This is a genomic window from Nonomuraea sp. NPDC003727, from assembly GCF_053586935.1.
Map to the genome: position 1 here is coordinate 329,350 of NZ_JBSFNE010000001.1, position 25,945 is coordinate 355,294.

The following is a 25,945-nucleotide window of genomic DNA, read 5'->3' on the forward strand; positions in this document are numbered from 1 at the left end:
TTGCCGCGTTCGTTCTCCTGACAGTCGAAGGCTACAGCTCGCAGCCCGCCACGCGACCGCGGCGAACAGCAGGATGGGTCGGCCACCTAAGTCGGATGCCTGATGCCTCGGCAGCGGATGGATTCGTACCGTTCAGGCATCGATTCCTGATCGACCCTTACCTGTTTCGGAGGGCACCATGTCGTTCCATGTTCTGATCGTCGGTGGCGGCATCGGCGGGCTCACGCTCGCCCAGGGGCTGCGCAGGGCCGGCATCTCGGTGGCGGTCTACGAGCGTGACCGGGCCAAGGACGACCGGCTGCAGGGCTACCGGATCCACATCTCCCCCAAGGGGTCCGCCGCGTTGCACGAGTGCCTGCCGAAGGAGCTGTACGACCGGTTCGTGGCGACGTCGGGCAAGCCCAACACCACGCTGGGCTTCTACGACTCCGATTTCTCCGAGCTGCTGGCCATCGGGGACCCTGACGCGCCCGAGCACTACATCGACAGCTTCAAGTCCGTCAGCCGCATCTCGCTGCGGGAGGTGCTGCTGAGCGGTCTGGAAGGAGTCGTCCAGTACGGCAAGACGTTCACGCGGTACGAGCCGCGCCCGGACGGCAGGGTGCGCGCCTACTTCGACGACGGCACCCACGCCGACGGCGACCTGCTGGTGGGCGCGGAGGGGGTCAACTCGCGGGTCCGCCATCAGCTGCTGCCGCACGCCGAGCGTGTCGACACCGGCGCGCTGTCGGTCTCGGCCAAGGTCCCGCTGGACGACGAGACCCGCAAGCTGCTGCCGAGGCAGCTGTTCGCCGGTTCGGGGTTCCTGTTCGGGCCGCAGGGCAAGGCGGTCTTCCTGGCCGCGCACGAGTTCCGCACCCGCGGCTCGGTGGCCGAGACCCCCGGCGAGGGCCTCCTGCTGGACAACAGCGCCGACTACATCATGTGGAACATCGTCACCACCTGGGACAAGCTGGGCGACCGGGCCGAGCTGGAGCGCATGGACGGCGCCGAACTGCAGCAGGTCGCCTTCCAGGCGCTGCAGGGCTGGAGCCCGCGGCTGCACAAGCTGATCGCCCGCAGCGACCTCGGCAGCATCTCGATCTTCCCGCTGAAGAGCTCCACCCCGGTCAAGCCGTGGCAGACGACCAACGTCACGCTGATCGGCGACGCGATCCACAACATGCCGCCCACCGCGGGCGTCGGCGCCAACACCGCGATCCTCGACGCCAGGCTGCTGTGCGCGAACCTGGTCGACCACGTCAAGGGACGGCGGACGCTGCCGGAGGCGGTGCACGCCTACGAGGTCGAGATGATCGACTACGCCTTCAAGGCGGTCGCGCTGGCCATGCGGAACCTGAAGATGGGCGTCAGCGCCAACCCGGTGCAGCGCTTCCTCACCAAGAGCATGTTCCGCTTCTTCAACGCGGTGCCGCCGCTGAAGAAGCAGATGTCCGCCTCGATGATGAAGTAGCCATGCGGATCGTCTTCATGGCCCTGCTGATCCTGCTGCTGCTGGCCACGCTCGACACCACGCTCACCGGTGTCATCGCCCCCGCCCTGGTCGCCGAGCTCGGCGGGCGGGAGCAGGTCGAACTGGTGGTCGCCGGCTACGCGGCGGCCTCCACGCTCACTCTGCCGCTGTGGGGCAGAGCGGCGGACCTGCTGGGGCACAAGCGGGTGCTGCTGACCGCGCTGGTCCTGTTCGAGATCGGGTCGGCGGCCTGCGCGGCGGCGCAGGACATGACCCAGCTGGTGGCCGCCAGAGCGGTCCAGGGCGTCGGAGCGGGCGGGCTGATGGTCGGCGTCGTCACCGTGATCGCCGCACTGCTCCCGCCCCGCGAACGGGCCCGCTACCAGGGGTATGTCACCGCGGTGACGGCCGCGGCCATGATCGGCGGCCCGCTGGCGGGCGGGCTGCTCACCGACGCGCTGTCCTGGCGCTGGGCCTACCTGGTCAACCTTCCGCTGGGCGCCGTCGCCTTCGTGACGCTGGCCCTCCTGGTACGGCTCCCGCCACCGGCACGGCAGGGCCGGGCCCGGCGCCTGGCCGACTACCTGGCGGTGTTGCCGCCACGCCTGCTGGCCGTGCGGAACTTCGCCCTCGCCGCGATCCTCGCCCCGCTCCAGGGAGCGGTGATGCTCTCCTCGGTCACCTATCTCCCCCTCCATCTGCAGGCCGGTGGCGTCTCCGCGGCCGCCAGCGGCGTCCTGCTGCTGCCGTTGCTGGTCGGGGCGGTCGTCGCATCCTTCCTGTCCGGACGGGTGATCGCCGCCACCGGTCGCTACAAGCCGGTCCTGGTGGCGGGCACAGCTCTGACCGCGGCCGGTACGGCAGGCATGGCGCTGACCGGTGCCGGCTGGGCCGTGATGGCCGTGCAGGGTCTCGGGGCCGGCATGCTCATGCAGCTGGTCACTCTCGTCGCGCAGAACAGCGTGCCGGCCGCGGACGCCGGGGTGGCCGGCGGCGCCGGTCCCTTCCTGCGCCAGCTCGGCGGCGTGGCCGGGGTGACGATGACCGGGGCGCTGTACGAGATGGGCTCCATCCAGACCGCCTTCACCGCGCTGACGGTCGTCGCGGTGGCGGCCGTCGTGGTCGCCGCGCTGATCGTGGAGCTCCCGCTGCGCGTCACGACAGGATGAGGCCGGCCAGCTCGGTCCGGGTGGTGACGCCCAGCTTCGGATACGCCTTGTACAGGTGGTGCCCGACGGTCCGGGGGCTGAGGAACAGCTGGGCGGCGATCTCCTTGTTGCTGGCTCCCGTCGCGGCCAGCCGTACCACCTGGAGCTCCTGTGGCGTGAGCCGCGACAGCAAGGCGGCGTCGGCGCTCCTGGTCAGGGACTCACCGGTGGCGCGCAGCTCCGACGAGGCCCGCTCCAGCCAGGGAAGGGCACCCAGCCGTTCGAATGTGTGCACCGCCTCCCGCAGGACCGTACGGGCCTCCTGCTTGCGCCGCTCGCGCCGCAACCGCTCACCGAGTAGCAGCCGCGTGCGCGCGGCGTCGAAGGGGCGGTCGGCGGCCCGGTGCAGGTCGATCGCCGTGGCGAAGTCCTGCTCGTCGCCGTCCAGCAGTGCCCGGCAGCGGGCCAGCAGGCCCTGCGCCCATGGCTGGCCGGCGGCGGCCGTCCAGCGGGCGAACCGGTCGTGGGCCGCGCGGGCACGCTCCGGCTCCTGCAGCCTGACCAGGACCTCGACCAGGTCGGGTACGGCGGCGGGCTGCTGGCGGGCAGCGCGCGCCAGGTGGTCGGCCGCTTGCTCGTAACGGCCTCGGACCAGCTCCAGCAGGCCCAGCGCCCACTGCGCCCACACCTGGCCCGAAGGCATCGCCGCCGCCCGCTCGGCGAGCGGCCGGCAGTCCTCCTCGACGCCGCGGACCGCGGCGAGCCAGGCCCGCACCCCGCACGCCTGCGCCTCCAGATGCGTCTGGCCGGTCTGTGCCGCCACCTGCTCGGCGTGGTCGGCGTCGGCGGCCGCGTCCAGATGACGGCCGCGCAGGAGCTCGACGCCGGCCAGCGCCAGGTGGGTGTGCGGCAGCCAGGCCACCATGCCGAGCGCGGCGCATTCGGTGGCCAGCGCGCGAGCCATGCTCAGGGCCGTGGCGTGGTCGCCGACGAGCAGGGCGACCGACAGGGCGTTGTTGCGCAGGCCGTGCTCGCCGTGATCGACGTGCCTGGCCCCTTCCACCACCTCGCGCAGCAGCGGCAGGGCCCGCGCCGGATCGTCCTCGAGCAGCGCCGTGATCCCCGTGGCCATGGCCGACGCCGGACGCGCGGGGTCGGTGCCGCTGCCGAGGGACATCAGCAGGTCGGTGGCCCGGCGCGCGAGCTTGACGTCATGGGCGTACCAGGCGTTGCGCACGACCTGGATCAGCAGCGAGGTGGCCCGGCCGGGATGCGCGGCGGCCAGCGGCCTGGCCGCCTCCAGCAGGGTGAGGCTCGCGGCCTCGACGGCGCCGTGCTCGAAGTCGACGTCGGCCCTGAGGTTGGCCAGGTGGGCCAGGACGAGCTCGTCGCCGGTCAGGCGCGCCGCCTGGTCGGTGAGCTGGGCGGCCCGGCGCAGCCGCCCGGCCGAGATGGCCGCCTCGGCGGCTTTGGCCAGCCGTACGGCCCTGGCATCGGCCTCGGGGGTGAGGAGCGCGGCCCGCTCCCACGCCGCCGCGGCCGCGTGCCCGCTGCGCCGCAGGAACGTCTCGGCTGACCGCTCCAGCTCGGCGGCCAGCCGTTCATCCGGTTCGGTCACCGCCGCGGCCAGGTGCCAGATCCGCCGCTCGGGCTCGCTGACCTCCGCCAGCGCCCGGTGGACCGCCCCGCGCCTGGCGAAGCCCGCCGCCTGATAGACCGCCGACCGGACCAGCGGATGGCGGAAGCGCACCCGCGCTCCGGCCACCTCGACGAGCCCGGAGCGTTCGCACTCCTCCAGCGCCCGCTCATCGGCGCCCAGGCGGGCCGCGGCGCGCAGGATCAGCGCCGGGTCGCCCGTGTCTTCGGCCGCGGCCACCAGCAGCAATGTCCCGGCCGGTTCGCTCAGCGCGGTGAGGCGTTGCCCGAAGGCGTCCAGCAGCCGCCGCGTGAGCGGCAGCTCGCCCAGATCGCCGCCGCCGGGGACGCTGCGGGGCAGTTCGATGAGCCCCAGCGGGTTGCCGCCCGCCTCCGCCAGCACGCGCTCGCGCACGTCCACGGCCAGGCCCGGGGCGATCGCGTCCACCAGCTCGGCCGACGCCGACGCGTCCAGCGGGGACACCCGCAGCTCGGGCAGACCGGGGGCGTGGAACTCCTCGCGCGCGGCGAGCAGCAGGGCCACCCGCTCGCTGCGCAGCCGGCGCGCGGCGAACAGCAAGGCGTCGGCCGAGGCCCGGTCCAGCCACTGTGTGTCGTCCACCACGCACAGCAGGGGCCGCTCGGCCGACACCGCCGCCAGCAGGCTCAGCACCGCGACCCCGACCAGGAACCGGTCACCGGCCCGCGCCGCGGTCATGCCCAGCGCGCCGCGCAACGCCGTCGCCTGCACCTCCGGCAGCGCCTCCAGCTGCTCCAGCACGGGCATCAGCAGCAGATGCAGCCCCGCGTACGGCAGCTCCGCCTCCGACTCCACGCCTCCGCCGCGCAACACGGTGAACTCGGCCCCGGCTCGCTCCACGGCGTGGTCGAGCAGCGCGGATTTGCCGACACCCGGGTCACCGCCGAGGACCAGGACGCCGCTGACGCCGTCGGCGGCGTCGCGCAGCAGCCGGTCGAGTGCCTCTTGTTCGCGGGTCCTGCCGTAGAGCATCCCAAGATGCTACTTAGACCGACTTAAGTCATAGCGACCGCTATATGACTGATTACCCTGATCTTGCTGCTCCGTACGGTCGTGACCAGCGACAACACGACAGGAGAGCAACCATGAAGATCGCGTTCGTCCCGGGCGCCGCCGACCTCACACTCCAGGTGGACCCGGCCATGGCCGAGCCGTACAAGCTCAGCTTCGACGGTGTGCTGCCGGAGGTTCGGCCGGTCACCGACGGGGTCGTGGTCGACTTCCCGCGCAGCTTCCACATCGGTGACCGGCGGCATGGCGGCCAGATCGTGCTCAACGCCGCCGGTCCGTGGGCGGTGGAAGTACAGGGCCGGACCTCGCGGGTGGACGCCGACCTGCGCGAGCTCCGGCTGGCCGGGATCGACCTGCAGGGCGGGGTCGAGCACGTGCGCCTCGACCTGCCCCAGCCGCACGGCCGGGTGCCCGTCCGCGTCGCCGGCGGCGCGGCCGACCTCACCATCCGGCGTCCCGCCGGTGTTCCGGTACGGCTGGCCGTGGCCGGCGGCTCGACCCGCCTGACCATCGGCGAGCGGCACTTCGCCACAGCCCAGCCCGCCTACATGTTCACCGACACCGGGTTCGAGGAGAGCGAGGACCGCTACGACATCCTCATCGCCGGGGGAACCGATGCCCTCACCCTCGCGTGAGGCAGGAAGCCGACCAAGCGCCTCCCCTGGCACGGTCATGTTCTGCGGGACCTGCCTGTTCGACCGCTCACACCCAGGTGTTGGCGGCGGTCAGCCGTCGGCGAAGTGCGACAGGACCATCTCGGCCAGCGCGGCGACGTCGGCGTCGGCCATCGGCTCGCCGGTCATGCCCAGCCGGTGGAGCAACGTTCCGACGACGACGTCGATGAAGAACAGGACCCGGTTCTCCGGCTCGCCGAGCGCCTCCTGGAGCGCGAGCCGGTAGGGGTCCTGCAACCGCGCGGACAGGACCTCGCGCAGGGCCGGATCGCTGACGGCGTCGCTGAACACGCCCGCGAACGCGTCGCCCACCCCGGGCTCGCCGATCTTCGCCGCGATCCAGCGGATGGCCGAGGCCATGAGCTCGGCTCGGCCGGCGCCCTCCAGCGGCACCGGGCCGAACGCGTCGAGGAGGCAGTCCACGATCAGCGCGCCCTTCGAGGGCCAGCGACGGTAGATCGTCGTCTTGGCGACGCCGGCCGCGGCGGCGATGCGGTCGACGGTGGCACGCGCGTAGCCGAGCTCGTGGACCGTGCTCAGCGTCGCGGCGAAGACCACGGCGTTGACGCCGGAGCGCGGGCGACCGGGTGGTCTGGCGGATGTGGTCGCTCGGGTCATGCCCACACGATAACCCATTGCGCTACTATCGGTATCGATACTTGTAGTAGCGAAACTGTGGGCCGAGGAGGACACATGAGCGAGGTCACCGGTACGGAGCGACCGCCGCTGGGCATCCGGCTGCTGCACGCCCTGGGGAAGCAGCCGGACTGGCCGGCGATGACGACCGAGGAGCTCGTCGCCTACCGCGACGCTGAGAACCGCAAGCGGGCATCCCGTCTGGCACGGGTGATCACCGGGCTTCCCGACCGCGGCGCCACGATCCAGTGGGAGGAACTGGCGCTGGCCGACCGCCGGCTCCCGGTCCGGGTGTACCGGCCGTCGCCCGGACGCCGCGACGGGCGCGGCGACCTGCCGCTCGTGCTCCACGTGCACGGCGGCGGGTTCGTGGGTACGGCGGTGCAGAGCGACTGGGTGAACAGCCGCCTCGCGACTCGGCTGCCCGCGGTCGTCGTCTCGGTCGAGCACCGCCTCCTGGACCCGGACACTCCGCTGTCGGCGGCCGTCGACGACGGCTGGGACGCGCTCCGGCACGTGGTGCGGCACGCCGCCCAGTGGGGAATCGACCCGGCGCGGACCGCCGTCTTCGGGGAGAGCACCGGCTCGTTGATCAGCGCGCTGGCCGCGCTCCGGGCCAGGGAGTCCGGGCTGCCGCTGCGGGCGCAGGCGCTGGTCAACCCCGCTGTCGACCTGACCTCGACGATGTTCGACCACGCCTCGGTCACCCAGTACGCCGACAGCCCGACCCTCACCCTGCCGCAGATGCGGCTGTTGCACCGCTTCGCCGTTCCGCCGGGAACCGATCCTCGCGCGATGTCGCCGCTGTACGCCGACGACCTGGGCGGGCTGGCCCCGGCACTCGTGGTCGTGCCGACCCTGGACCCGCTGGCCGACCACGGCCGCCGTTACGCCGAACGGCTGCGAGCGGCCGGAACGCCCGCGCGGCTCACCGAATACCCCGGCGCGACGCACGCGTTCCTCAGCATGCCGGGCGCGGTGCCGCAGGCGAAGGCCGCGCGGGCGGAGATCCTCGAGTTCCTCCGGGGCCACCTCGCGGGGTGACGGGTCCCGGCCTGCCGCGTTCCACATCACCGCCGCTCCCCCGCCGCTCCACCGCCGCTCCCCCGCCGCTCCACCGTCGCTCCACCGCCGCGAACCGGGGACACGGGCGCGAACCGGGGACACGGGCGCCGACCGAGGCCAGGGCGCCACGAACCGGGCGATCTCGCGAGGGCGTGATTCCGGCTCGTCCGGTCGCCCGTGCGGCGGGGCTAATCCCGGCGTAGTAGTTCGAGTCGGGCGTTGATCCCGGGGCGGTAGCGGCAGATGCCTTCCCTCGGGGGACGCCCCCCGGCACTGACCGGACGACGATTGCTGGCGTCGGTGCCCGACTCGCCACCCGCTGAGGAGAATCATGTTCCTGCGTATCGCGCTCACCGCGCAGACCGTCGCCCTGCTCCTCCAGGCGGTCACCGCCGGGCTGCTGCTGGCCTCGCCCGGCGGCCGGACGGCGCACGGCGCCACGGCCGTCGTCGTGGCGGTCACCGTGCTGCTCCATCTGGTCGCCGCACTGGTGACGCGGCGGTCGAGCGACATCGTTCCGGCCGTCGGCATGCTCGCGGCGACCCTGGCACAGATGGCGCTGGGCATGGCGCACATGAAGACCCTGCATGTGCCGCTCGGCGTGCTGATGTTCGGCGTGAGCATGTTCCGGCTGAGCCAGACCTGGTCCGTCCGCCGCACGGGGACGGCCTCGGCATGACGATGACCAGACGGCAGGCGCTGCGGCTGCTCGGCGTGGGCGCGGCGCTGAGCGTGCCGGGCTGCTCGCTGCTCGGCCGGACCCCGCTGCCGAGGCTTCTGACGAGCGGCGCGCCGCTGCCCAGGCCGTACACGGTGCCGCTGCCGCTGCCCGCGGTCGCCAAGCCGTACCGGACCGACGCGAGCACCGACTACTACGAGCTCGTGCAGCAGCAGGCCGAGGTGGAGATCCTGCCCGGCCTGCGCACCCCGATCTGGGGGTACGACGGGCAGTTCCCCGGACCGACCATCCGGGCGCGCAGCGGCCGCAGGACCGTGGTGCGCGTCACCAACCGCCTGGGCGCGCCGACCGTCACGCACCTGCACGGGGGCCACACCCCGCCGGAGTCCGACGGCTACCCCACCGACCTGGTCCAGCCGGGCACCCACCGCGACCACGTCTTCCCGCTGGAGCAGCGCGCGGCCACGCTCTGGTACCACGACCACCGCATGGACCACACCGGGCCGCAGGTCTGGCGCGGCTTGGCCGGGTTCTTCCTGGTCGGCGACGACCAGGAAGAGGCGCTGCCGCTGCCGTCGGGCGAGCGGGACGTCCCGCTACTGATCTGCGACCGGTCCTTCGCCGCCGACGGCACCATGCCCTACCCGGCCCGGCCCGACGGGCCCGGAGCCCGGGAGGCGTTCATGGGCGGCGTGCTCGGCGATGTCGTCCTGGTCAACGGCGCGCCCTGGCCACAGCTCGGGGTGGACCGCGCCCGCTACCGGCTGCGGCTGCTCAACGGCTCCAACGCCCGCACCTACGAGCTGGCCCTCTCGCCCGGCGGCAGCCTGGTGCGCATCGGCAGCGACGGCGGCCTGCTGTCCGCGCCACGGCCCGTCGACCGGGTACGGCTCGCGCCGGGCGAGCGCGCGGACGTGATCGTCGACTTCGCCGCCTACCGGGTGGGCGACCAGGTCGAACTGCGCAACCTCGCCGACGAGGGGGCCCAGGCCCGGGTGATGCGCTTCACCGTCGAGCGGAACGCCCGCGACGACTCGGCCATCCCGACGACGCTGTCACGGGTCGAACCGCTCGACCCGGCCAAGGCAACGGTGACCCGCGACTTCGAGTTCACCAGCGGCGACATGCACGGCCACACCGGCTGGCTGATCAACGGCAAGCCCTTCGACGCCCGCCGCGTCGATGCCAGGCCGAAGCTCGGCCAGGTGGAGATCTGGCGGCTGACCAGCGACGTCGCCCACCCGGTGCACCTGCACCTGTCGCCGTTCCAGGTGCTGTCGGCCGGCGGCGAGCGCCCGAGCGGGCCACCGGAATGGAAGGACACCGTCGAGCTGCGGGAGGCGCAGACCGTGGAGATCATCACCCGCTTCACCGGCTACCGGGGCCGGTACGTCATGCACTGCCACAACCTCGAGCACGAGGACATGGCCATGATGAGCACGTTCGAGGTGGTCTGATGCCCGGCGGGCCGCCGCCCGCTACACCATGACCGTCGTGACCAGGAAGGACAGGACCTTGCGGATCGAGGTCCACCTGTTCGCCCGGCTCGCCTCCGACGGGCGGGTCCGTCGCGTCGACTCGATCACCAGGACCGTGACCTGACCCGCGGGAGATCACGCGCTCGCGGCGGCCGGCGGCGGTCGGGGTCGGCCCGGGCTCGGGCCTGGCAGGGGCGGCGGGCCGGCGCGTAAGGTGCCCGAATGATCGGGATACCGGAGGCGTTCGCGCGGAGCACCGTCGAGCGTGAAGGAGAGGCCGGCGCGGCGTGGCTCGCCGAACTGCCCAGCATCGTGGACAGGCTCCTGGAACGCTGGGGGTGCGTGCCTGACGGCCAGGTCCTGCACGGGGGCGTCGGGGTCGTCGTCCCGGTGCGGCGGCGGGACGAGCTGACCGCTGTGCTGAAGGTGTCGTTTCCGCATCCCGGCAACGTCCATGAGCCGGACGCGTTCGCGGCGTGGGGCGGGCGCGGAGCCGTTCTGCTGCACGAGCGCGACGACGAGCGTTTCGCCATGCTGCTGGAGCGGGTCCGGACCTCGACGCTGGCGGAGGTCGACGACGGTGACGAGGTCGTGACGGTCGCCGGGCGGCTCAGTCGCCGGCTGGCCGTCCCCGCGCCGCCTGGCCTGCCCCGGCTGAGGGAGCAGGCCGACGCCTGGGAGGAGCAGCTGGGCAAGGACGCCGAGGAGCTGACGCACACACTGTCGCGTCGCGTGGTGGACACCGCCGTGGCGACCGTCCGCGAGCTGGGCCGGGTCCAGCCGGACGTCCTCATCCACGGCGATCTCCACGCCGGGAACATCCTGCGCGCCGACCGCGAGCCCTGGCTGGCCGTCGACCCCAAGGGGTACGTGGGAGATCCCGCCTACGACGGCGGCACGCTGCTCAAGTCGCGCGCGCTGACGTTCCTCGACGCGGACGACGTGCGCAAGGCTGTCGACCGTACCCTGGACGTCTTCGCCGAGGCCGCCGAGCTCGATCGCGAACGCGTTCGGCGGTGGGCCCAGTTCCATGCCGTCCAGGCCGCGTTCTGGGGCCGCCGGCACGGATTCCGTATCGCCCGCGGTGGATCATGGCTGGACCGGCTCACCGAGTTCGCGGACCGTATGGCGGAGTTGCTCACGGACCGCGCGCCATGAGGGGGCCGAGGGCGGCGCTGCCATGACTCGGCCCCCCGATCAGCAGGAGCCCGTCACCGCTCAGGTCGTTTTCTGCCCGTCGAGCGTCTCGCGCAGGATGTCGGCGTGCCCGGCGTGCTGGGCGGTCTCGGCGATGACGTGCATCAGCACCCCGCGCACGCTGCGCACCGCTCCCGGCTCGTTCCAGGGCGCCTCCGGCAGCGGGTGCGTCGCCGACAGGTCGGGGAGGGCGGCGACGATCTCCGCGCTGCGGGCGGCGACCCGCTCGTAACGCGCGAGGATCCCCGCCAGCGTCTCGCCGGGCAGCATCCGGAAGTCGTTCTGGTGGTCGATCGCCCACTGCGGGACCTCGCGTGCGGTGCCGGACGCGAGGTCGGCCCAGGTGACACCGTCGGGCAGGTCGTAGGGCATCGCCGACGGGCCCTCGGTCGCGAAGCGCATCCAGTTCTCCTCCATGGAGGCGACGTGCTTGATCAGCCCGCCCAGGCACAGCTCGCTGACCGTCGGGCGCCGGCCCAGTTGCTCGTCGCTGAGCCCGCGGACGGTGTTGGTCAGGGCGGCTCGCGCGGTCGCGAGCGCGGCGAGCAGGTCGCCCCGCTCGGCGTCGAGGGTCGAGGGGGGCGTGGTGGTGGCGTTCACGGCGTTCGGACCTTTCGGATGGTTGTCGTTGAGTGGCACGCGACAACAGTCGCAGAGGAAGCGGACAGAGAGTGGCCGCTTCTCGCGGCACCATGGGGTTCATGCCGAAGACTTCAGCGCGGCTGCTGGCGTTGCTCTCGCTGCTCCAGGTGCGCAGGGACTGGCCGGGTGCGCTGCTGGCCGAGCGGCTGGACATCAGCCCGCGCACCGTCCGCCGTGATGTCGACCGCCTGCGCGAGCTGGGCTATCCCATCGTGGCGACCAAGGGCCCCGACGGCGGGTACCGGCTCGACGCCGGCACGGAGCTGCCTCCCCTGCTGTTCGACGACGAGCAGGCCGTCGCCCTGGCCGTCGCGCTCCAGATCGCCACCACCGCCGGCGCCGGCATCGAGGAAGCCGCGGCGCGCGCGCTGAACACCGTCCGGCAGGTCATGCCCGTACGGCTGCGCCGCCGGATCGACACCCTGCGGGTCACCGCCGTCGAACGGCCCGCGGGCCTGCCGTACCGACAGGTCGACAGCAGCGTGCTCGTGGCGCTCAGTGCCGCCGTCCACGCCCGCGAGGTGCTGCGCTTCGACTACCGGCACGGGCCGGACGACACCGGCGACCAGACCCCGCCGCGCCGGGCGCAGCCCCATCACCTCGTCACCTGGGACGGGTGCTGGTACCTCGTCGCCTGGGACCTCGACCGCGAGGACTGGCGCATCTTCCGCGCCGACCGGATCACCCCGCGCACCCCTACCGGACCCCGCTTCACCCCGCGCGAGCTGCCCGGAGGTGATGTGGCGGCCTTCGTGGCCGGCAGGTTCCGGGGCTCCGACGGCTCGGGCGACTGGCCGTGCCGCGGCGAGGTGATCCTCGACCTCCCCGCCGCCGCCGTGTCCCGCTACACCCGCGACGGCGTCGTCGAGGAGCTCGGCCCGGACCGCTGCCGGCTCGTCCTGGGCTCGTGGTCGTGGCCCGGCCTGGCCGCCACCATCGGCAGGTTCGACGCCGACATCGAGGTGGTCGGCCCGGCCGAGCTCAAGGACGCCTTCGCGCACCTGGCCCGCCGCTACGCCAACGCCGCGACCGACGCGACCGACGCGACCGACGCGACCGACGCGACCGACGCGACCGACGGACCGTACCCGAGCCCATGAGCCGAGCGCCCTCGACCACGGTTCGGGACGGCGGGCGGCAGCGGCGGCGCGTCCGGGCCGGCCGGCACGTCCATCGGGCGGCGGGCGTCAGGCGGCCGTCCAGGGCCGGAGCTTCTCGGGGTTCCGAACCGCCCAGAAGCGCTTGATGCGGTCGCCCACGACGTCGAACGCCATCACCACCACGGTGACGCCGTCGTGCTGGGCCACCAGGCCGGGCTGACCGTTGACCGTACGCTCCAGGATCGTCAGGCCGGGTACCAGGTCGGCGATGTCGACCAACGTGCGGGCGATCCGCTCGCTGCCTTCGACCGGGTGGAGAGCGGCGCTGACCAGGCCGCCGCCGTCGGCGATCCCCGTCGCGTCGGGCGCGAGGAGGCCGACGAGAGCGCCGATGTCCTTGGCCTCCCATGCGTGCTTGAAGTCCCTGACGATGCCGGCCTGCCGGGCCGCCGGAGCCGCGGGCGCCTGCGAGACGCGGATGCGGCGGCGGGCCGAGGAGGCCAGCTGGCGGCAGGCCGCCGGCGTACGGCCGACGATCTCGGCCACCTCGGCGAAGGAGTAGCGGAAGACGTCGTGCAGGATGAACGCGACGCGCTCGGCCGGGGTCATCGCCTCGAGCACGACGAGGAAGGCCATGTTGACCGACTCGTCGAGCGTGACCCGGTCGGCGGGGTCGGCCGTGCTGCCGCCCGACCGCCCGTCGATCCACTCCGTACGGTCGGGCAGCGGCTCGGGGATCCATTCGCCCACGTAGCTCTCCCGCCGGGCCCGTGCCGAGCCGAGCAGGTCCAGGCAGACGCGGCTGGCGACCCTCGTCAGCCAGGCGCCGGGGGACTCGATGGCCTCCTGCTGCTGCCGGGACATGGCGTACCAGCGGGCGTAGGTCTCCTGGACGACGTCCTCGGCATCGGCCAGCGAGCCGAGGAGCCGGTAGGCGAGATTGATCAGCTGACGCCGCTCCCTCGTGATCGCACTCAGGCTCGGATCGAGCCCGCCGTCCGCCGGATCGGATGGGGTGGTCATGGTCTCCCCGACTTTCCTTCGTCGCATCTGCCCTCACCAGTACGACGAGACATCACCCCGGAATGTGAGGTCGGCGCGTCGCCTCACATTCCGCGGGGTTGTGTCGTCGTACTGGTGAAACGAACACCATCCCGCAAGCAGGAAAGCGCGGCGGCGGCAGGGCCGGCCTCCCTGTCCCGCGATATCGCCTCACCGGCGCCCACCCGCGGCCATGAGGCCGGCGCCGACGGATCGACCATCTTTCCCCCTGAGGAGCGACCAGGCATGACAACCATGACCAAGCTCGGCGAGCTGACCGGCGATTACGCCCTCGACACCGCCCGCACGCGGCTGGGCTTCGTCGCCCGGCACGCGATGTCCACCAGGGTGCGCGGGCGGTTCGACGAGTTCGAGGGCAGCGCGCGCCTGGACGGCGACGACCCGTCGAAGTCCGGAGTCGCGCTGACGATAGGGGCGAGGAGCATCCAGACCCGCAACCGGCAGCGCGACGATCAGCTGCGCGGCAAGTTCCTCGACGTGGACGGCCACCCGACCATCGCCTTCGTCTCGACCAGGGTGAAGCAGATGGACGGGACCACCTTCCAGGTCACCGGTGACCTGACCATCCGTGGCGTGACCAGGCCGGTCACCGTGGACGTCGAGCTGGCCGGCGCCGAGCACGACCCGCGGGGCGACCTCCGGATCGCCTTCACGGGGAGCGCCACGATCAACCGCAAGGACTGGGAGGTGAACTGGAACGCCGCGACAGGGGTCCTGATCAGCGACAAGGTGACGCTGGAGTTCGACGTCACCGCGATCCGGCGGTCCTCCTGACGAGGCCGGCCCCGTCGACCAGCGTTCCGATCGCGCGGCGAGCGATGCCCCAGCCGGGACGCGTCACCGGGACGGCCCGCTCAGCCAGATCTGGTTGAGCGGGAAGAAGAACGCCAGCAGCGTGAGGTTCAGACAGATCACCACGAAGGAGAGAACCCTGGGCCGCTGAACACCCGTTCGCCGCCAGGCGAGCACCAGGGCGGACGCCACGACGAGCGCCAGCAGCAGGTGCGCGCCGTACCACCAGGCGATCGGCAGCCCTCCCACGATCCTCCCGGCGTACAGGTCGTCGGTCAGGGCGTAGCCGACGACCAGGTTGAGCGCGGCCAGCCCCAGCAGCGCCACCCCGGGCGGCATCTGGCGGAGCGTACGGCTGAGCAGCGCGCGCAGGACGATCCCCACCAGGAAGATCAACGACGCCCACTGGTGGAGGTGCCGCATGAACAGGCCGCCCCGGACGTCGAAACTGAGCCGCAGCGTCGAGGCATAGGCTCCGCTCATCTCGATGCCGAGCAGCGGCGCGAAGGAGCCGTCGTAGATCACCCGCTCGCCGGGGGTGTAGAAGAACGCGAGGAAGGCGCCGGTGAGCAGGACGATCATGAAGCTGTAGACGAGCATCTCGTCCACCAGCGTCTTCTGGAGTCTCATTCGACCTAGTTCACCACTGTGTGGGCGTGATGATCTCATGGGTACGCGCCTCGCGCTTGCGACGCTCGCGGCGCAGCCACTCGGCCGCGCCGTCAGCGCCGCGCGAGCAGGACAGGCGGCCCCGGCGGGAGGCGCCCACGAGGCCCCAGGAGACGCGAGCTCCTGACATCGCTCAGCGGGCGCGAATGCCGTCGAAGACCAGGTCGAGGAGGCGTGCGGCGGTGTCAGGTTCCGTGGCTGCCTCGTCGAGCCAGGCGACGGCCGTCGCCAGGCGGATGAGCTCGGCCCCGGTGAGATCGCCGCGTACCTGGCCGAGCTCTCGCGAGCGTGCGACGAGGTCCGCGGCTACCTGCTCGACGGCCTGGCAGCGCGCGCCCAGCGGGCTGCCGACGTGCTCGGAGGCGCGCGCGAACCGAGCGGCGAGCCCTTGGTGCCGGGTGATGTGCCGCACGAGCGCGGCGACCCATCGCCGGAGGAAGTCCGGTTCGGGGGGGCTGGTGTCCAGCAGGTCGGCGGCCAGGTTCGCCAGCCCGTCCAGACTCTCGCCGACGATCTCCGCGATCAGGGCGTCCTTGTTCGGGAAGTGACGCCACAGCGTGCCAGGCCCGACTCCCGCCCGCCTGGCCACGTCGTTCATCGCCGCCGCGTCCGCCCCCACCTCGTCGAACAGCGCGCTCGCCGCCTCGATCAGCCGCGCCCGGTTACGGCGTGCGTCCGTGCGCACAGCCGCATGCGGCCTGCCCCCCTCAGCGGCTTCGCGACTCATCTCGCACCCTCCCTGGTCGTACCGGAGCGGCACTCCGTATTATCTGGAGCGCCACTCCGAATTCTATGAGGGAGGTCACCCTTGACGTCACCCATGCCCGCGATCGGCACGGTAGGACTGTGGGTTTCCGGAATCGATCTGCGCCCGGCAGCGGAGTCCGCCGCGATCGCGGCGGAGATCGAAACGCTCGGCTACGGCGCGCTATGGCTCAGTGAAGGACTCGTTCGCGACCCGTTCATGGAGGTGTCCACGCTGCTGGCGGCCACCAGGTCATTGGTGGTGGGCACAGGCATCGCGGTGATCTGGGGCCGCCACCCCCGCAACGTCCGGATGCAGACGCGCTCCCTGCTCGACACCCATCCCGGCCGGTTCGTCCTCGGCCTGGGCACCTCGCACGCGCGCCTGGTCGAGGGCGTGCTGGGCCTGCGTTACGAACGCCCCCTGTCGGCGCTGCGCGAGCACCTCGACCGCCTGGACGAGCCGGATCCCATCCTCGATCTGGCTGGGATCGGGGGTGCCACGGCACCCACGGCACCCCGGGTTCTCGCCGCACTGGGCCCCAAAGCCCTCATCCTGGCCAGAGACCGGGCCGCGGGCGCGTTCTCCTATCTCGTGACGCCGGAACACACCGCCGACGCCCGTACCGTGCTCGGGCCCGATCGAACGTTGATCGTCGAACAGGCGGTCGTCGCCGGGTTGCCCGCCGACGAGGCACGGGCGAGGGCGCGCGGCCACATCGCGGCTTACCTCGCCGCCGAGCCGTACCGGGCCAGCTGGCGGCGGCTCGGGTTCGACGACACCGACTTCGCCGACGGTGGCAGCGACCGCCTCGTCGACTCCCTCGTGGCCACCGGCGAAGACATGATCGCCGAGAGGATCGACGCCCACCTGGCGGCGGGCGCCGACCACGTCTGCCTCCAGGCGCTCCCCTCCGACCCGCGCACCGCCCCACTGGACCAGTGGCGGAACCTCGCCCACCTCCTGCCATCTCTCGAACGCGGGCGATCCGGGGCGAGCCATGCCGAACGGCATGCTTGACCGCTTTCATCCCGCCATCAGGCCGGCTTCGGCCAGGAGACCAAGGGTCACTGCGGCCAGTTCGCGATGATCTCGGGCTTGATGGCGTCGACGTGGCACCGGAAGGTCTTGCGCAGGCCCAGGTCGTGGAGGCAGACCCGCACGTCCACCTGGTTGATCTCTCCGTCCGACGTGAGCCGGAAGGAGCTCTTGGCCGAGCAGGTCGAGCGGGGCAGGCTCCATCCGGTGCCACCGCCCACGTAGTGGAAGCGGGCACGAATGGAGGCGCAGTGGCCGCGGTGCGGGTCGCGGTCGTCAAGCTTGCCGTACACGGCGAACGTCTCGGCGCTGAAGTCGGTGATCCAGACATCGGCCTCGGCGTGGCCGGAGTGTCCCGCCGCCGACCTGACGGGGCCCCAGTGGATGGGGGAGGTCGCGGCGGCCTGCGCCGAGGCCGGGACGCCCGCGCCGATCACGAAGGCCAGCAGTCCACCGATGACATGTGTCTTTCTCATGGCCAGGACGGTAGACCACGCCACTTGGAGAGATCTTGCAAGCGGCTGGGGCCCGCCGACCGACGTCCTGAGCGCGATCGCGAGCGCCTCGAAACCGTTCGACCCACGAGCGCGGGCGCTCGGCCCCGGAAACCGCCCTACTTCGCGATCGCCTCGCGTACGGAGGGGACGATCTCCTGGGCCCAGCGGGCCAGCTGGGTGGGGTCCGGGGCGCCGTGGCCGGCGGAGAAGAGCGTGAAGCCCGACGCGCCGTGCTCCAGCACGGCTCCGGTCAGTTCCTCGACCCATTGGGCGACGGAGCCGCCGATCCAGCGGCCGTCGCCGTCGCGGGTGGCGGGCAGCGGCCGGTCGGTGATGCGTCCGGGGAAGTTGAAGACCGTGCGGATCTCGCTCGGATCGCGGCCGGCGGACGCCGCCGCCTCGTCAATGATCGGCCGGGAGGCCCGGTAGCGTTCGCTGAGCCAGTCGGCCGCGTGGCCGGGGATCCAGCCGTCGGCCACGCGGCCGGTGGCGGCCAGGGATTTCGGGCCGACCGATCCGGTCCACACGGGAGGCGCGGCGACGGGAGCGGGCTCGATCTGGTTCACCTGGTAGTGATCGCCCTGGTAGGTGACCGGAGGGCCGCCGCCCGACAGCAGCTTGACCAGGACGATCGCCTCCTCGAAGGCGTCCACGGCGTCGCCGGCCGTCAGCCGCGGCACTCCCATGTCGGCGATGCGATCCCACAGCCCGCCGGCGCCCATGCCGAGCACGATCCGGCCACCGGACAGCGCCGACAGCGACGTCACCGTCCTGGCCAGCATGGCAGGAGGCCGGGTCGGCAGATTGGTGACGTTGGCGAAGCCGGCGATGTGCCGCGTACGCCCGAGGATGAAGCCGAGCGCGGCGTAGGCGTCCAGGCGCCCGCCGATGTAGGGATGGTCCGACAGGGTGAAGATGTCGAGCCCGTCCCGGTCGGCCTGCTGGACGACGCGCAGCAGCTCGGGAATGTCGTCGATGCCCGGATGTGTGCCGAAGCCGAAGACGACGTTGTGTGCGGACAAGGTTCTGCCTTTCGTGCGGATGGAGATGTTCACCAGGCGTACGCTTCCGGCGCGGGTTTGGCGCCGTTCGGCCCGGGTGGCGGGAACAGCTCGTCCAGCCTGGCGAGCGTGGCCTCGTCGAGGGTGATCGCCAGGGCCCTGAGCGAGCCGTTGAGCTGCTCGACCGTGCGCGGCCCGACGATCGGCCCGGTCACGCCGTCCTGCGCCAGCAACCATGCCAGAGCGACGTCGGCGGGGTCCTCACCGAGGCCGGCGCACATCTTCTCGTACGCCTCGATCGTTTCCCTGTGCTTGGCCAGGGTCTGGACCGATCGCCCGGAGTCGCCGCGGGAGGCGCCGCCCTCCTTCCGCTTGCGCAGGACGCCGCCGAGCACTCCGCCGTGCAGAGGCGACCACGGGATCAGGCCGAGCCCGTAGTGCCGCGCCGCGGGCAGTACTTCCAGCTCGGCCCAGCGGTTCAGCAGGTTGTAGATGGACTGCTCGGCGACCAGGCCGAGCAGGTGCCGGGCGCGCGCCTCCTCCTGTGCCCGGGCGAGGTGCCAGCCGGCGAAGTTGGAGGAGCCGAAGTAGAGCACCTTGCCCTGCTGGCGCAGGACGATGAAGGCCTCCCAGATCTCCTCCCACGGCGTGTTCCTATCGATGTGGTGCATCTGGTACATGTCGATGTGGTCGGTGCCCAGCCGCTGGAGCGAGGCCTCGCACGCGCGCTTGATGTGCAGCGCGGACAGGCGGCTGTCGTTGGGCCACTCGCCTGTCGGGAGGTAGAGCTTGGTGGCCAGGACGGTCCTGTCGCGCCTGCCGCCTCCCGTGGCGAACCAGCGGCCGATGATCTCCTCGGTGCGACCTCCGCTGTACACGTCGGCGGTGTCGAAGAAGTTGATGCCGTGCTCATGCGCACGGTCCATGATCGTGTGACTGTCCTGTTCGGAGGTTTCCGTCCCGAAGTTCATCGTGCCCAGGATGAGCCGGGACACGGACAGGCCGCTGCGGCCCAGCTGGGTGTAGTCCATGTCAGGCGGCGCCGAACTGCTCGGTGAAGCGGCCGGTGAACAGATCGGCCCCCTTGTACGCCGAGACGGTCTCGGCCGGGACGACGACCGGCCCGTCGGGGCTGGGCAACTGGCCGACACCCTGGCGCGGGCCGAGGGGCAGCAGGATCATGGGGTGGGGCAGCGGCCGGTAGGTGGCCGCCGGCTGCTCGCCGCGCAGCTGGGCGATGATGTTCTGGGCCACCACCTCGGCGTGCTGCATCGCGTATCCGGCCATCTTGGCCTCGGCGACGTCGGTGATGTCGCCGATCGCGTAGACGCGGTCGTACCCGCGGACGTTGAGGGTCTCGGTGACCGGCACCTGACCCTGCGGCGAACGTGTCGTCAGCTCGCCGTCGGCGAGGTAGTCGCTGTTGACGCGCGCGCCGTGCGCGCGGAACCAGATGTCGGCGGTGATCTCCTCCCCGCCCGTCGTGGCGACGGTGAACGTCGCCGCCTGGCCGGGCTCGGTCGCCGGAGGCGCGGTCAGGCCGGTGCCCAGCCGCAGGTGGACCGCCAGCTCGTCGAGCTGGCGGCGCAGCTCCGCGCGCATCTCCGCGGGGAAGGCGGGCAGCAGTTGCTCGGCCGGGTCGAGGATGGTCACGTGCTTGTGCGGCCAGACCTCCTTGATCTCGCCGGCCAGCTCCAGGCCGACCGGCCCGGCGCCGAGGATCAGCACCCGCTCGGAACCCGCCAGCTCCTTGTGGGTCCGGAGCAGGTCGTCCAGGACCTCGCCGGTGGAGTCTGCGTTGGGCTTGGCCGGATAGGTGTAGCTGGAGCCAGTGGCCAGGACCAGATAGTCGGCCTCGATTCGCCGGCCCGAGGCCAGGGTGACACCGCCGGGGTCCGCCGAGACCGCCCGGTCGCGGACCACCGTGCCGCGCCTGAGCCACTGGTCGTAGGGGAAGAACATGTTGTGCGCCCAGTCGGGCTGGGTCAGCGCGCGCAGCGAGCCGGCCGAGTTGATGAACGCGTCGCGGGGGTCGATGAGGACGACGTCGGCCTCCGCGTCCAGCGCCTTGGCGACCGCGGAACCACCGTAACCTCCACCGATGATCACGACTGTACGGCTCATGATTCACACTCCAACACGAAAAAGGGGTTGAGTTCGTGGCACGAACAATATTAGTTCGTGGCACGAACTGCAACTCCCTCTCTCGTTCAGCGGGTGTGATCCGGTTCCATGAAGACGGTGGGAACCTTGTTGTCCGCCACGATGCGGCCGAGCAGGGCGGCGAGCGTGTCGCGCTCCGCCGGGGCGAACCCCGAGGTCAGCTCCTCGACGCGGCGGCACGTCTCGGTGTAGAACTCATCGGCCAGCTGGGCGCCCCGCCTGGTGAGCGCCACCCTCACCGCACGGGAGTCCTGAGGGTCGGGGTTGCGCTGGACCAGGCCGTTGCGCTCGCTGCGATCCACCAGGCCGGTCAGGCTCGACTTGGCCAGGCCGAGGACCGCGCCCAGCTCGGTCATGCCGTACGGCTGCGCCATCAGGACGCACAACAGCTGGCCCTGCTGCTGTGTGAGGCCGTACTCGCGGGCGGAATCTGCGTACACGGCATTCACCAGGAACGTGGACCGCACCAGTGCGGCCACCGCTCCGATCTGGCCGTCAACATGCTTACTCACCGGCCCAGACTAACAAATTCGCGGAACGAACTACCGTTTCCCGGCACGGCCTCATGAGAACCCCCGCGCGGGAAGCCCGCCTGTCGGCCCGACTCGGCGAAGTCGCGCACGGCGGCTGCGCCGCGTTCGACGATGTACGGGCCGCGCACGCCGGCCCCGCCTGAGACGCCCGCTTATGCGGGTGCGCGCCTCAGCCATGTCCAGTCTCGTCGCGGGCCGATTGACTACAGGCATGACGACGAACAACACCATCCTGGTTCTCGGAGCTACCGGCAAGACGGGCCGCCGCGTGGCGGACCGGCTGAAGGCGGCGGGCCACGACGTGCGCGCCGGCTCCCGCCCCGCCTTCGACTGGGAGGACGCCGGCACCTGGGCGCCGATCGTGCGTGACGTCCACGCCGTCTACATCACCTACTACCCCGACCTGGCCTTCCCCGGCGCCCTCGACCGCGTCCGCGAGTTCACCGCGCTGGCCGTACGGTCCGGCGTGCGCCGCCTGGTGCTGCTGTCCGGCCGTAACGAGGAGCTGGCCCAGCAGGCCGAGCAGGTCGTGCTGGGCTCCGGCGTCGAGGCCACGGTCGTGCGCTGCAGCTGGTTCATGCAGAACTTCAGCGAGGGCTGGCTGCTCGACCCGGTGCTGAGCGGCACGATCGCGCTGCCCGCCGGCGACGTGACCGAGCCCTTCGTGGACGTCGAGGACATCGCCGACGTGGCCACCGCCGCCCTCGTCGAGGACGGGCACGCAGGGAAGGTCTACGAGCTCACGGGCCCGCGCCTGCTCTCCTTCGCCGAGGCCGCCGCGGAGATCTCCGCCGCCGCCGGGCGCGAGGTCGGCTACGCGCCGGTCACCCCGGAGGAGTTCGCCGAGGGGGCACGCGCGGCGGGCGTCCCCGAGGACGAGATCGCCGGCCTCAACGCGCTGTTCGCCGAGGTGCTCGACGGCCGCAACGAGAGCCTCGCCGACGGCGTACGGCAGGCGCTGGGCCGGCCCGCGCGCGACTTCACCGAGTACGCCAAGGAAGCGGCCACCGCCTGGCGCGGCTGACCCGCACCGGCGACCAGCGAACTCGGCCCGCTGGCCAAGCCCCCGGTCCCCCGGCGGGCCAGCCAGGGGCGCGGGCGAAGGTGAGGCCGGAGGCGCGGCGGAGGTGCGGGCGGAGGCGCGGGCACCCGATGCGATGCGGCTCATGCGCCGGCGAGCGCTTGCGTGGGGGCCAAGCGGGCGGCGCGGATCGCCGGGTACAGGCCCGCGACGACGCCGATGAGCAGGGTGGCCGCGAGCCCGCCGCCACTCGCCCACCCGGGGACCACGGCGGGCCATGTCCGCGTGGCCGCGTACCCGGCCGTCACTGCGACGCCGGCCAGCACGCCACCCAGGCCGCCGACCGCGGACAGCAGCAGCGACTCCGCCACGAACTGCAGCCTGATCTGCCCGCGGGTCGCGCCGAGGGAGCGGCGCAGGCCGATCTCGGCGCGGCGTTCGAGCACCGAGATGACCATCGTGTTGGCCACGCCGACACCGCCGACCAGCAGGGCCACGGCGCCCAGGCCGAGCAGCAGGCCGGTGAAGGCGCGGTCGGTGGCCTGGCGGGCCGCCAGCGCGTCCGACGGCCTGGACACCTTGACCTCGTTGGGCGCCCGCGGGTTGGCGGTGGCCGCGAGCACCGCCCTTACCGCTTCGACGGCCGTGTCGGCGGTGCGCGTGTAGACGGTCGTCGGGTGCCCGTCGAAGCCCAGGTAGGAGCGTGCGGCGGGCCAGCCGACCAGCGCCGCCGAGTCCAGTTCGGCGGCCAGCGGGGCGGGATCGAGGATGCCGACGACGGTGAACCATCGGCGGCCGAGGTAGACCTGGACGTCGGCGCCCGCGGCCCCGATCCCCAGCCTGGCGGCCGCGGTCGCGCCCAGCACCACGGCCGGATAGCGGGCCGTCGCAGCGTTGAGCCAGGTGCCGCTGGCGACGGTGGCGGCCACGGTGGCGGGGAGGCCGAGGTGCGCGGCCTGCACCGAGATGCCGCCGCTGCGGGCCGCGGGAATCCTGTCGTTGCGGTAGACGCGCGTCTCGGACAGCTTCCCCGTGGCGGCCACCTGCTCCACGGGCCCGATCCTGGCGATCATGGCGACGGACTCGGCGGGAAGCGTGGCGTCCTTGCCGAACAGGGTGTTGCCGGAAGCCACGGTCAGCAGGTTGGTGCCGAGCGCGGCCAGCGTGCGGTCCAGTTCGGCGCGGCTGGACGACGAGATGCCCACCACGGCGGTCATCGCGGCGATGCCGATCGCGATGCCCAGTGCCGACAGGAACGCCCGCAGCGGCCTGGTGCGCAGGCCGGTGCCGCCGACGCGCAGCACGTCGCCGGGGCGCAGCCGGGCGGGAACGAGCCGTGCCGCCATTCAGACCACCGCCCCGTCGCGCATGGCGATCCGCCGCGGCAGCCCGGCCGCGATGTCCTTGTCGTGCGTGATGACCACGACCGTGGTTCCGGCGGCGTGCAGGTCGTGTAGCAGCGCCATCACGCCCGCGCCCGAGGCCGAGTCGAGGTTGCCGGTGGGCTCGTCGGCGAGCAGCAGGGCGGGCTCGCCGACCACGGCCCTGGCCACGGCGACGCGCTGCCGTTCGCCGCCGGACAGCTCGTTCGGCAGGTGGCCGAGCCGATGGCCGAGGCCCACGCGGGCCAAGGCGGCCTCGGCCCTGCGCCGGCGCTCCTTGACCGGCACCCCGGCGTACAGCAGGCCGTCGGCGACGTTGTCCAGGACCGGCTGCCCGGGGGCGAGGTGGAACTGCTGGAAGACGAACCCGATCCGGCGTGCGCGCAGCGCCGACAGCTGCCGGTCCGACAGCGTGGCCACGTCGTGGCCGTCGATGCGGACGGTGCCCGCCGAGGGCCGGTCCAGGGTGCCGATGAGGTGGAGCATGGTGGATTTGCCGGACCCCGAAGGACCCACGATCGCGACCAGCTCGCCGTACCCGACGGACAGGGTCACGCCGCGCAGTGCCGCGACGCCGCCCGGGTACGCCTTGGTGACGTCGGCGAGCTCGACCACGCCGCTCATGCCGGCATCCCCACCGTCACGCCCTCGCTGATGCCGTCGCCGGTCACCTCGACCCGGCCGGCGGCGAACAGTCCGGTCCGCACCGGCACCGTCCGCGTGGTCCCGCCGGCCACCACCTGCACGCCGTAGCCGCCTTCGGCCAGGGCCAGCAGTGCGGCCACGGGGACGGTCAGCACGCTCTCGCGCTTCGAGGCGGAGAAGGCGACGTCCACGGACGCCCGGTCGAGGGCCGGCAGCTTCCTCCTGTTCTGGATCGTGATGGTGACGTCGATGCGGGTCGTGGGCTCGTCGGACCCGTTGCCGCCGGTGTCGATCACCGTCTCGGTCGTGGCGATCCTGCCGCGGGCCTTCCCGCCGTCCGGCAGCGTGACGTTCACGGTGGCGCCCTTGCCGGCCAGCAGCTGCTCGGACACGTCCAGCTGGACGGTGACCACGCGCGAGGTCCCGGTGTAGGTGAGCACCCCTGCTCCGGGCTGGACGGCGTCGCCCGCGGCGGCCTTGTGGGCGTCGACGCGCACCGCTCCCCGCGCGTAGACGACGCGGCCCAGCTCCACCGTTCCGGTCCGCGGCAGGCCGAGGTCGTCCTGCCACTCCATCACCGCCGCGGCGGTGGCGGCGGAGTAGGTGTCGTCCACGGTGAATCCGCGGTAGCCCAGCGCGTGCAGGTTCTGCTCGAACCGCCTGACGTCCGCGCCCTCGACCCCCGCCGAGAGCGCGCGGTAGGCGGGCAGCCTGCCGTACAGGAGGACGACGGGGGTGTCGTCGAGGCGGTAGACCGCCTGGCCGCGCCTGATTCTCGTGCCGGTGGCGGGCAGGCGGGTCACGGTGCCGGACAGCCTGCTGTTCACGGTCGTCGCGGCGCCGTAGCCCAGCTCGCCGGTCTCGGTCTGGCTGTCGACGAGCGTCTGCCTGGTCACCTTCGCGGTGACCGGCGGCAGGCCGCCGGCGTTCCGGCCGCTTCGGTCGCCGCCCTGAGCCGGCCCGTCGAGCACGAGATCGGTGGCCGCCGGTACGGCGACGGCCAGCGCCGCCGCCGTCACGACCACCACGCCGACGGCCCGCCAGAGCCGGGGACGACCGGCCCTGGTCACCCGTTCGTCCCGAGGTTGGGCGCGTCGGAGGGGCCTCCGGACGGCGGCGCGGGACGCAGTCCGGCGCACTTCTGCTGGGCCGCCTGCACCTTGGGGTCGTCCGGGTCCAGCCCGCTGCCGGGGCCGATCTGGAAGCCGCCGCTCGCGTCCGGGTCGGGGAACCTCTCGACGCCGTTGTCTCGCATGCACTGCGCGAAGGCGCGCTGCTGCTCGACCACCCGCGGGTCGGCCTTGGCCGCCTCGCCGCCGTCGGGCAGGTGCCGCCTGCACTGCTCGGTCGCCGCCTGCGCCTTCTGCGGGTCGACACCCTGCGGGAGCCTGATCTCGACCCGCCCGTTGTCCTGCGGGTCGGGCATGTCGACGCCGTGCTCCCGCATGCACTGGGCGAACGCCAGACCGCCGGTGTCCGACCGGGCCGCCGCGGCGGTCGCGGTCGCGGTGGCGGCCGACGTGCCGGCGGTCGCCACCCGGGCGCCGCTGTCGCCCTGCCCGCATCCGGCCATGCTCAGGGTCAGCAGCAGGCCGAGCACGAATCCTGTCCTGATACGCATCCTTCGTCCTTCCGGTCG

General features: G+C 72.5%; 26 protein-coding genes. 11 read left to right on the top strand and 15 right to left on the bottom strand.

Annotation, left to right across the window (positions count from 1 at the left end; all coding sequences use genetic code 11):
• The first annotated feature begins 178 nt into the window (after positions 1–178).
• Positions 179–1,453 carry an FAD-dependent oxidoreductase gene (locus tag ACWDLG_RS01710; protein WP_449914839.1) on the top strand — a complete coding sequence of 425 codons (1,275 nt, stop codon included), beginning with the start codon at positions 179–181 and terminating at the stop codon, positions 1,451–1,453.
• A gap of 2 nt (positions 1,454–1,455) precedes the next feature.
• Positions 1,456–2,622 (top strand): MFS transporter, encoded by a 1,167-nt coding sequence (locus ACWDLG_RS01715; protein ID WP_449914842.1) that lies wholly within the window; start codon positions 1,456–1,458, stop codon positions 2,620–2,622.
• On the opposite strand, the gene ACWDLG_RS01720 is transcribed toward ACWDLG_RS01715, so the two are convergent.
• Complete coding sequence (locus ACWDLG_RS01720) at positions 2,609–5,248, bottom strand: ATP-binding protein (protein WP_449914845.1); 2,640 nt, start codon at positions 5,246–5,248, stop codon at positions 2,609–2,611. The genes ACWDLG_RS01715 and ACWDLG_RS01720 overlap by 14 nt on opposite strands.
• 113 nt (positions 5,249–5,361) lie before the next feature.
• Between ACWDLG_RS01720 and ACWDLG_RS01725 the strand changes: the two genes are divergently transcribed.
• Positions 5,362–5,922: a hypothetical protein gene (locus tag ACWDLG_RS01725; RefSeq protein ID WP_449914847.1), complete on the top strand. Its 561-nt coding sequence runs from the start codon at positions 5,362–5,364 to the stop codon at positions 5,920–5,922.
• 90 nt (positions 5,923–6,012) lie between these two features.
• Here ACWDLG_RS01725 and ACWDLG_RS01730 read toward each other — a convergent pair whose 3' ends face one another.
• The gene (locus ACWDLG_RS01730; RefSeq protein ID WP_449914849.1) at positions 6,013–6,579 is read right to left on the bottom strand and encodes a TetR/AcrR family transcriptional regulator; all 567 of its coding nucleotides are present in this window, start codon (positions 6,577–6,579) and stop codon (positions 6,013–6,015) included.
• Between the two features lie 75 nt (positions 6,580–6,654).
• Here ACWDLG_RS01730 and ACWDLG_RS01735 point away from each other — a divergent pair, with 75 nt between their 5' ends.
• The 4 genes from ACWDLG_RS01735 (at position 6,655) to ACWDLG_RS01750 (ending at position 10,977) form a co-directional block, all read left to right on the top strand.
• Positions 6,655–7,641, top strand: a complete 987-nt coding sequence (locus ACWDLG_RS01735; protein WP_449914851.1) for an alpha/beta hydrolase — start codon at positions 6,655–6,657, stop codon at positions 7,639–7,641.
• Positions 7,642–7,993: 352 nt separating this feature from the next.
• On the top strand, positions 7,994–8,341 hold the full coding sequence (locus tag ACWDLG_RS01740) for a hypothetical protein (RefSeq protein WP_354907540.1): 348 nt from the start codon (positions 7,994–7,996) through the stop codon (positions 8,339–8,341).
• Positions 8,338–9,798: a multicopper oxidase family protein gene (locus ACWDLG_RS01745; protein WP_449914854.1), complete on the top strand. Its 1,461-nt coding sequence runs from the start codon at positions 8,338–8,340 to the stop codon at positions 9,796–9,798. The genes ACWDLG_RS01740 and ACWDLG_RS01745 overlap by 4 nt, the downstream gene beginning before the upstream one ends.
• Before the next feature lie 243 nt (positions 9,799–10,041).
• Positions 10,042–10,977, top strand: a complete 936-nt coding sequence (locus tag ACWDLG_RS01750; RefSeq protein WP_449914856.1) for an aminoglycoside phosphotransferase family protein — start codon at positions 10,042–10,044, stop codon at positions 10,975–10,977.
• A 60-nt stretch (positions 10,978–11,037) separates the two neighbouring features.
• On the opposite strand, the gene ACWDLG_RS01755 is transcribed toward ACWDLG_RS01750, so the two are convergent.
• Positions 11,038–11,616 (bottom strand): DinB family protein, encoded by a 579-nt coding sequence (locus tag ACWDLG_RS01755; protein ID WP_449914859.1) that lies wholly within the window; start codon positions 11,614–11,616, stop codon positions 11,038–11,040.
• A 101-nt stretch (positions 11,617–11,717) separates the two neighbouring features.
• Between ACWDLG_RS01755 and ACWDLG_RS01760 the strand changes: the two genes are divergently transcribed.
• Entirely contained in the window at positions 11,718–12,758 is a 1,041-nt protein-coding gene (locus ACWDLG_RS01760; protein ID WP_449914860.1) for a helix-turn-helix transcriptional regulator, read from the top strand.
• A gap of 87 nt (positions 12,759–12,845) precedes the next feature.
• Here ACWDLG_RS01760 and sigJ read toward each other — a convergent pair whose 3' ends face one another.
• Entirely contained in the window at positions 12,846–13,781 is a 936-nt protein-coding gene (gene sigJ, locus ACWDLG_RS01765; protein WP_449914862.1) for an RNA polymerase sigma factor SigJ, read from the bottom strand.
• Positions 13,782–14,045: 264 nt separating this feature from the next.
• On the opposite strand from sigJ, the gene ACWDLG_RS01770 reads away from it, so the two are divergent.
• Entirely contained in the window at positions 14,046–14,594 is a 549-nt protein-coding gene (locus tag ACWDLG_RS01770; protein WP_449914863.1) for a YceI family protein, read from the top strand.
• A 63-nt stretch (positions 14,595–14,657) separates the two neighbouring features.
• Here ACWDLG_RS01770 and ACWDLG_RS01775 read toward each other — a convergent pair whose 3' ends face one another.
• Positions 14,658–15,242, bottom strand: coding sequence for a hypothetical protein (locus tag ACWDLG_RS01775; RefSeq protein WP_449914865.1), 585 nt, complete (start codon positions 15,240–15,242; stop codon positions 14,658–14,660).
• A gap of 172 nt (positions 15,243–15,414) precedes the next feature.
• A complete protein-coding gene (locus tag ACWDLG_RS01780) occupies positions 15,415–15,966 on the bottom strand; it encodes a TetR/AcrR family transcriptional regulator (RefSeq protein ID WP_449914867.1) in 552 nt (183 codons plus the stop codon).
• A gap of 123 nt (positions 15,967–16,089) precedes the next feature.
• Here ACWDLG_RS01780 and ACWDLG_RS01785 point away from each other — a divergent pair, with 123 nt between their 5' ends.
• Positions 16,090–17,046, top strand: a complete 957-nt coding sequence (locus ACWDLG_RS01785; protein WP_449914870.1) for a TIGR03620 family F420-dependent LLM class oxidoreductase — start codon at positions 16,090–16,092, stop codon at positions 17,044–17,046.
• Positions 17,047–17,093: 47 nt separating this feature from the next.
• Here the strand turns inward: ACWDLG_RS01785 and ACWDLG_RS01790 are convergent, their stop codons facing one another.
• The 5 genes from ACWDLG_RS01790 to ACWDLG_RS01810 form a co-directional block, all read right to left on the bottom strand.
• The gene (locus ACWDLG_RS01790) at positions 17,094–17,540 is read right to left on the bottom strand and encodes a hypothetical protein (RefSeq protein ID WP_449914873.1); all 447 of its coding nucleotides are present in this window, start codon (positions 17,538–17,540) and stop codon (positions 17,094–17,096) included.
• Between the two features lie 137 nt (positions 17,541–17,677).
• Positions 17,678–18,583 (bottom strand): LLM class flavin-dependent oxidoreductase, encoded by a 906-nt coding sequence (locus ACWDLG_RS01795; protein ID WP_449914875.1) that lies wholly within the window; start codon positions 18,581–18,583, stop codon positions 17,678–17,680.
• A 29-nt stretch (positions 18,584–18,612) separates the two neighbouring features.
• Positions 18,613–19,593 carry an aldo/keto reductase gene (locus ACWDLG_RS01800; RefSeq protein WP_449914877.1) on the bottom strand — a complete coding sequence of 327 codons (981 nt, stop codon included), beginning with the start codon at positions 19,591–19,593 and terminating at the stop codon, positions 18,613–18,615.
• 1 nt (position 19,594) lies between these two features.
• The gene (locus ACWDLG_RS01805; RefSeq protein WP_449914878.1) at positions 19,595–20,686 is read right to left on the bottom strand and encodes an NAD(P)/FAD-dependent oxidoreductase; all 1,092 of its coding nucleotides are present in this window, start codon (positions 20,684–20,686) and stop codon (positions 19,595–19,597) included.
• 86 nt (positions 20,687–20,772) lie between these two features.
• Positions 20,773–21,237, bottom strand: coding sequence for a MarR family winged helix-turn-helix transcriptional regulator (locus ACWDLG_RS01810; protein WP_449914880.1), 465 nt, complete (start codon positions 21,235–21,237; stop codon positions 20,773–20,775).
• Positions 21,238–21,469: 232 nt separating this feature from the next.
• Between ACWDLG_RS01810 and ACWDLG_RS01815 the strand changes: the two genes are divergently transcribed.
• The gene (locus tag ACWDLG_RS01815) at positions 21,470–22,282 is read left to right on the top strand and encodes an NmrA family transcriptional regulator (protein WP_449914883.1); all 813 of its coding nucleotides are present in this window, start codon (positions 21,470–21,472) and stop codon (positions 22,280–22,282) included.
• A gap of 140 nt (positions 22,283–22,422) precedes the next feature.
• Here the strand turns inward: ACWDLG_RS01815 and ACWDLG_RS01820 are convergent, their stop codons facing one another.
• The 4 genes from ACWDLG_RS01820 to ACWDLG_RS01835 are packed head-to-tail and all read right to left on the bottom strand — an operon-like array spanning position 22,423 to position 25,927.
• A complete protein-coding gene (locus ACWDLG_RS01820; protein ID WP_449914886.1) occupies positions 22,423–23,625 on the bottom strand; it encodes an ABC transporter permease in 1,203 nt (400 codons plus the stop codon).
• Positions 23,626–24,285 (bottom strand): ABC transporter ATP-binding protein, encoded by a 660-nt coding sequence (locus ACWDLG_RS01825; RefSeq protein WP_449914889.1) that lies wholly within the window; start codon positions 24,283–24,285, stop codon positions 23,626–23,628.
• The gene (locus tag ACWDLG_RS01830; RefSeq protein WP_449914891.1) at positions 24,282–25,376 is read right to left on the bottom strand and encodes an efflux RND transporter periplasmic adaptor subunit; all 1,095 of its coding nucleotides are present in this window, start codon (positions 25,374–25,376) and stop codon (positions 24,282–24,284) included. Before ACWDLG_RS01830 ends, ACWDLG_RS01825 begins: the two co-directional genes overlap by 4 nt.
• Entirely contained in the window at positions 25,373–25,927 is a 555-nt protein-coding gene (locus ACWDLG_RS01835) for a hypothetical protein (RefSeq protein WP_449914894.1), read from the bottom strand. The genes ACWDLG_RS01830 and ACWDLG_RS01835 overlap by 4 nt, the downstream gene beginning before the upstream one ends.
• Positions 25,928–25,945: the final 18 nt, after the last annotated feature.

Excerpts from the sequence above, each read along its gene's own strand:
- ACWDLG_RS01820 (WP_449914886.1), bottom strand. The coding sequence starts at position 23,625 with ATGGCGGCACGGCTCGTTCCCGCCCGGCTGCGCCCCGGCGACGTGCTG.
- ACWDLG_RS01825 (WP_449914889.1), bottom strand. The coding sequence starts at position 24,285 with ATGAGCGGCGTGGTCGAGCTCGCCGACGTCACCAAGGCGTACCCGGGC.
- ACWDLG_RS01750 (WP_449914856.1), top strand. The coding sequence starts at position 10,042 with ATGATCGGGATACCGGAGGCGTTCGCGCGGAGCACCGTCGAGCGTGAA.
- ACWDLG_RS01800 (WP_449914877.1), bottom strand. The coding sequence starts at position 19,593 with ATGGACTACACCCAGCTGGGCCGCAGCGGCCTGTCCGTGTCCCGGCTC.
- ACWDLG_RS01725 (WP_449914847.1), top strand. The coding sequence starts at position 5,362 with ATGAAGATCGCGTTCGTCCCGGGCGCCGCCGACCTCACACTCCAGGTG.
- ACWDLG_RS01835 (WP_449914894.1), bottom strand. The coding sequence starts at position 25,927 with ATGCGTATCAGGACAGGATTCGTGCTCGGCCTGCTGCTGACCCTGAGC.
- ACWDLG_RS01745 (WP_449914854.1), top strand. The coding sequence starts at position 8,338 with ATGACGATGACCAGACGGCAGGCGCTGCGGCTGCTCGGCGTGGGCGCG.
- ACWDLG_RS01735 (WP_449914851.1), top strand. The coding sequence starts at position 6,655 with ATGAGCGAGGTCACCGGTACGGAGCGACCGCCGCTGGGCATCCGGCTG.
- ACWDLG_RS01760 (WP_449914860.1), top strand. The coding sequence starts at position 11,718 with ATGCCGAAGACTTCAGCGCGGCTGCTGGCGTTGCTCTCGCTGCTCCAG.
- ACWDLG_RS01730 (WP_449914849.1), bottom strand. The coding sequence starts at position 6,579 with ATGACCCGAGCGACCACATCCGCCAGACCACCCGGTCGCCCGCGCTCC.
- ACWDLG_RS01740 (WP_354907540.1), top strand. The coding sequence starts at position 7,994 with ATGTTCCTGCGTATCGCGCTCACCGCGCAGACCGTCGCCCTGCTCCTC.
- ACWDLG_RS01790 (WP_449914873.1), bottom strand. The coding sequence starts at position 17,540 with ATGAGAAAGACACATGTCATCGGTGGACTGCTGGCCTTCGTGATCGGC.
- ACWDLG_RS01770 (WP_449914863.1), top strand. The coding sequence starts at position 14,046 with ATGACAACCATGACCAAGCTCGGCGAGCTGACCGGCGATTACGCCCTC.
- ACWDLG_RS01720 (WP_449914845.1), bottom strand. The coding sequence starts at position 5,248 with ATGCTCTACGGCAGGACCCGCGAACAAGAGGCACTCGACCGGCTGCTG.
- sigJ (WP_449914862.1), bottom strand. The coding sequence starts at position 13,781 with ATGACCACCCCATCCGATCCGGCGGACGGCGGGCTCGATCCGAGCCTG.
- ACWDLG_RS01775 (WP_449914865.1), bottom strand. The coding sequence starts at position 15,242 with ATGAGACTCCAGAAGACGCTGGTGGACGAGATGCTCGTCTACAGCTTC.
- ACWDLG_RS01715 (WP_449914842.1), top strand. The coding sequence starts at position 1,456 with ATGCGGATCGTCTTCATGGCCCTGCTGATCCTGCTGCTGCTGGCCACG.
- ACWDLG_RS01710 (WP_449914839.1), top strand. The coding sequence starts at position 179 with ATGTCGTTCCATGTTCTGATCGTCGGTGGCGGCATCGGCGGGCTCACG.
- ACWDLG_RS01815 (WP_449914883.1), top strand. The coding sequence starts at position 21,470 with ATGACGACGAACAACACCATCCTGGTTCTCGGAGCTACCGGCAAGACG.
- ACWDLG_RS01805 (WP_449914878.1), bottom strand. The coding sequence starts at position 20,686 with ATGAGCCGTACAGTCGTGATCATCGGTGGAGGTTACGGTGGTTCCGCG.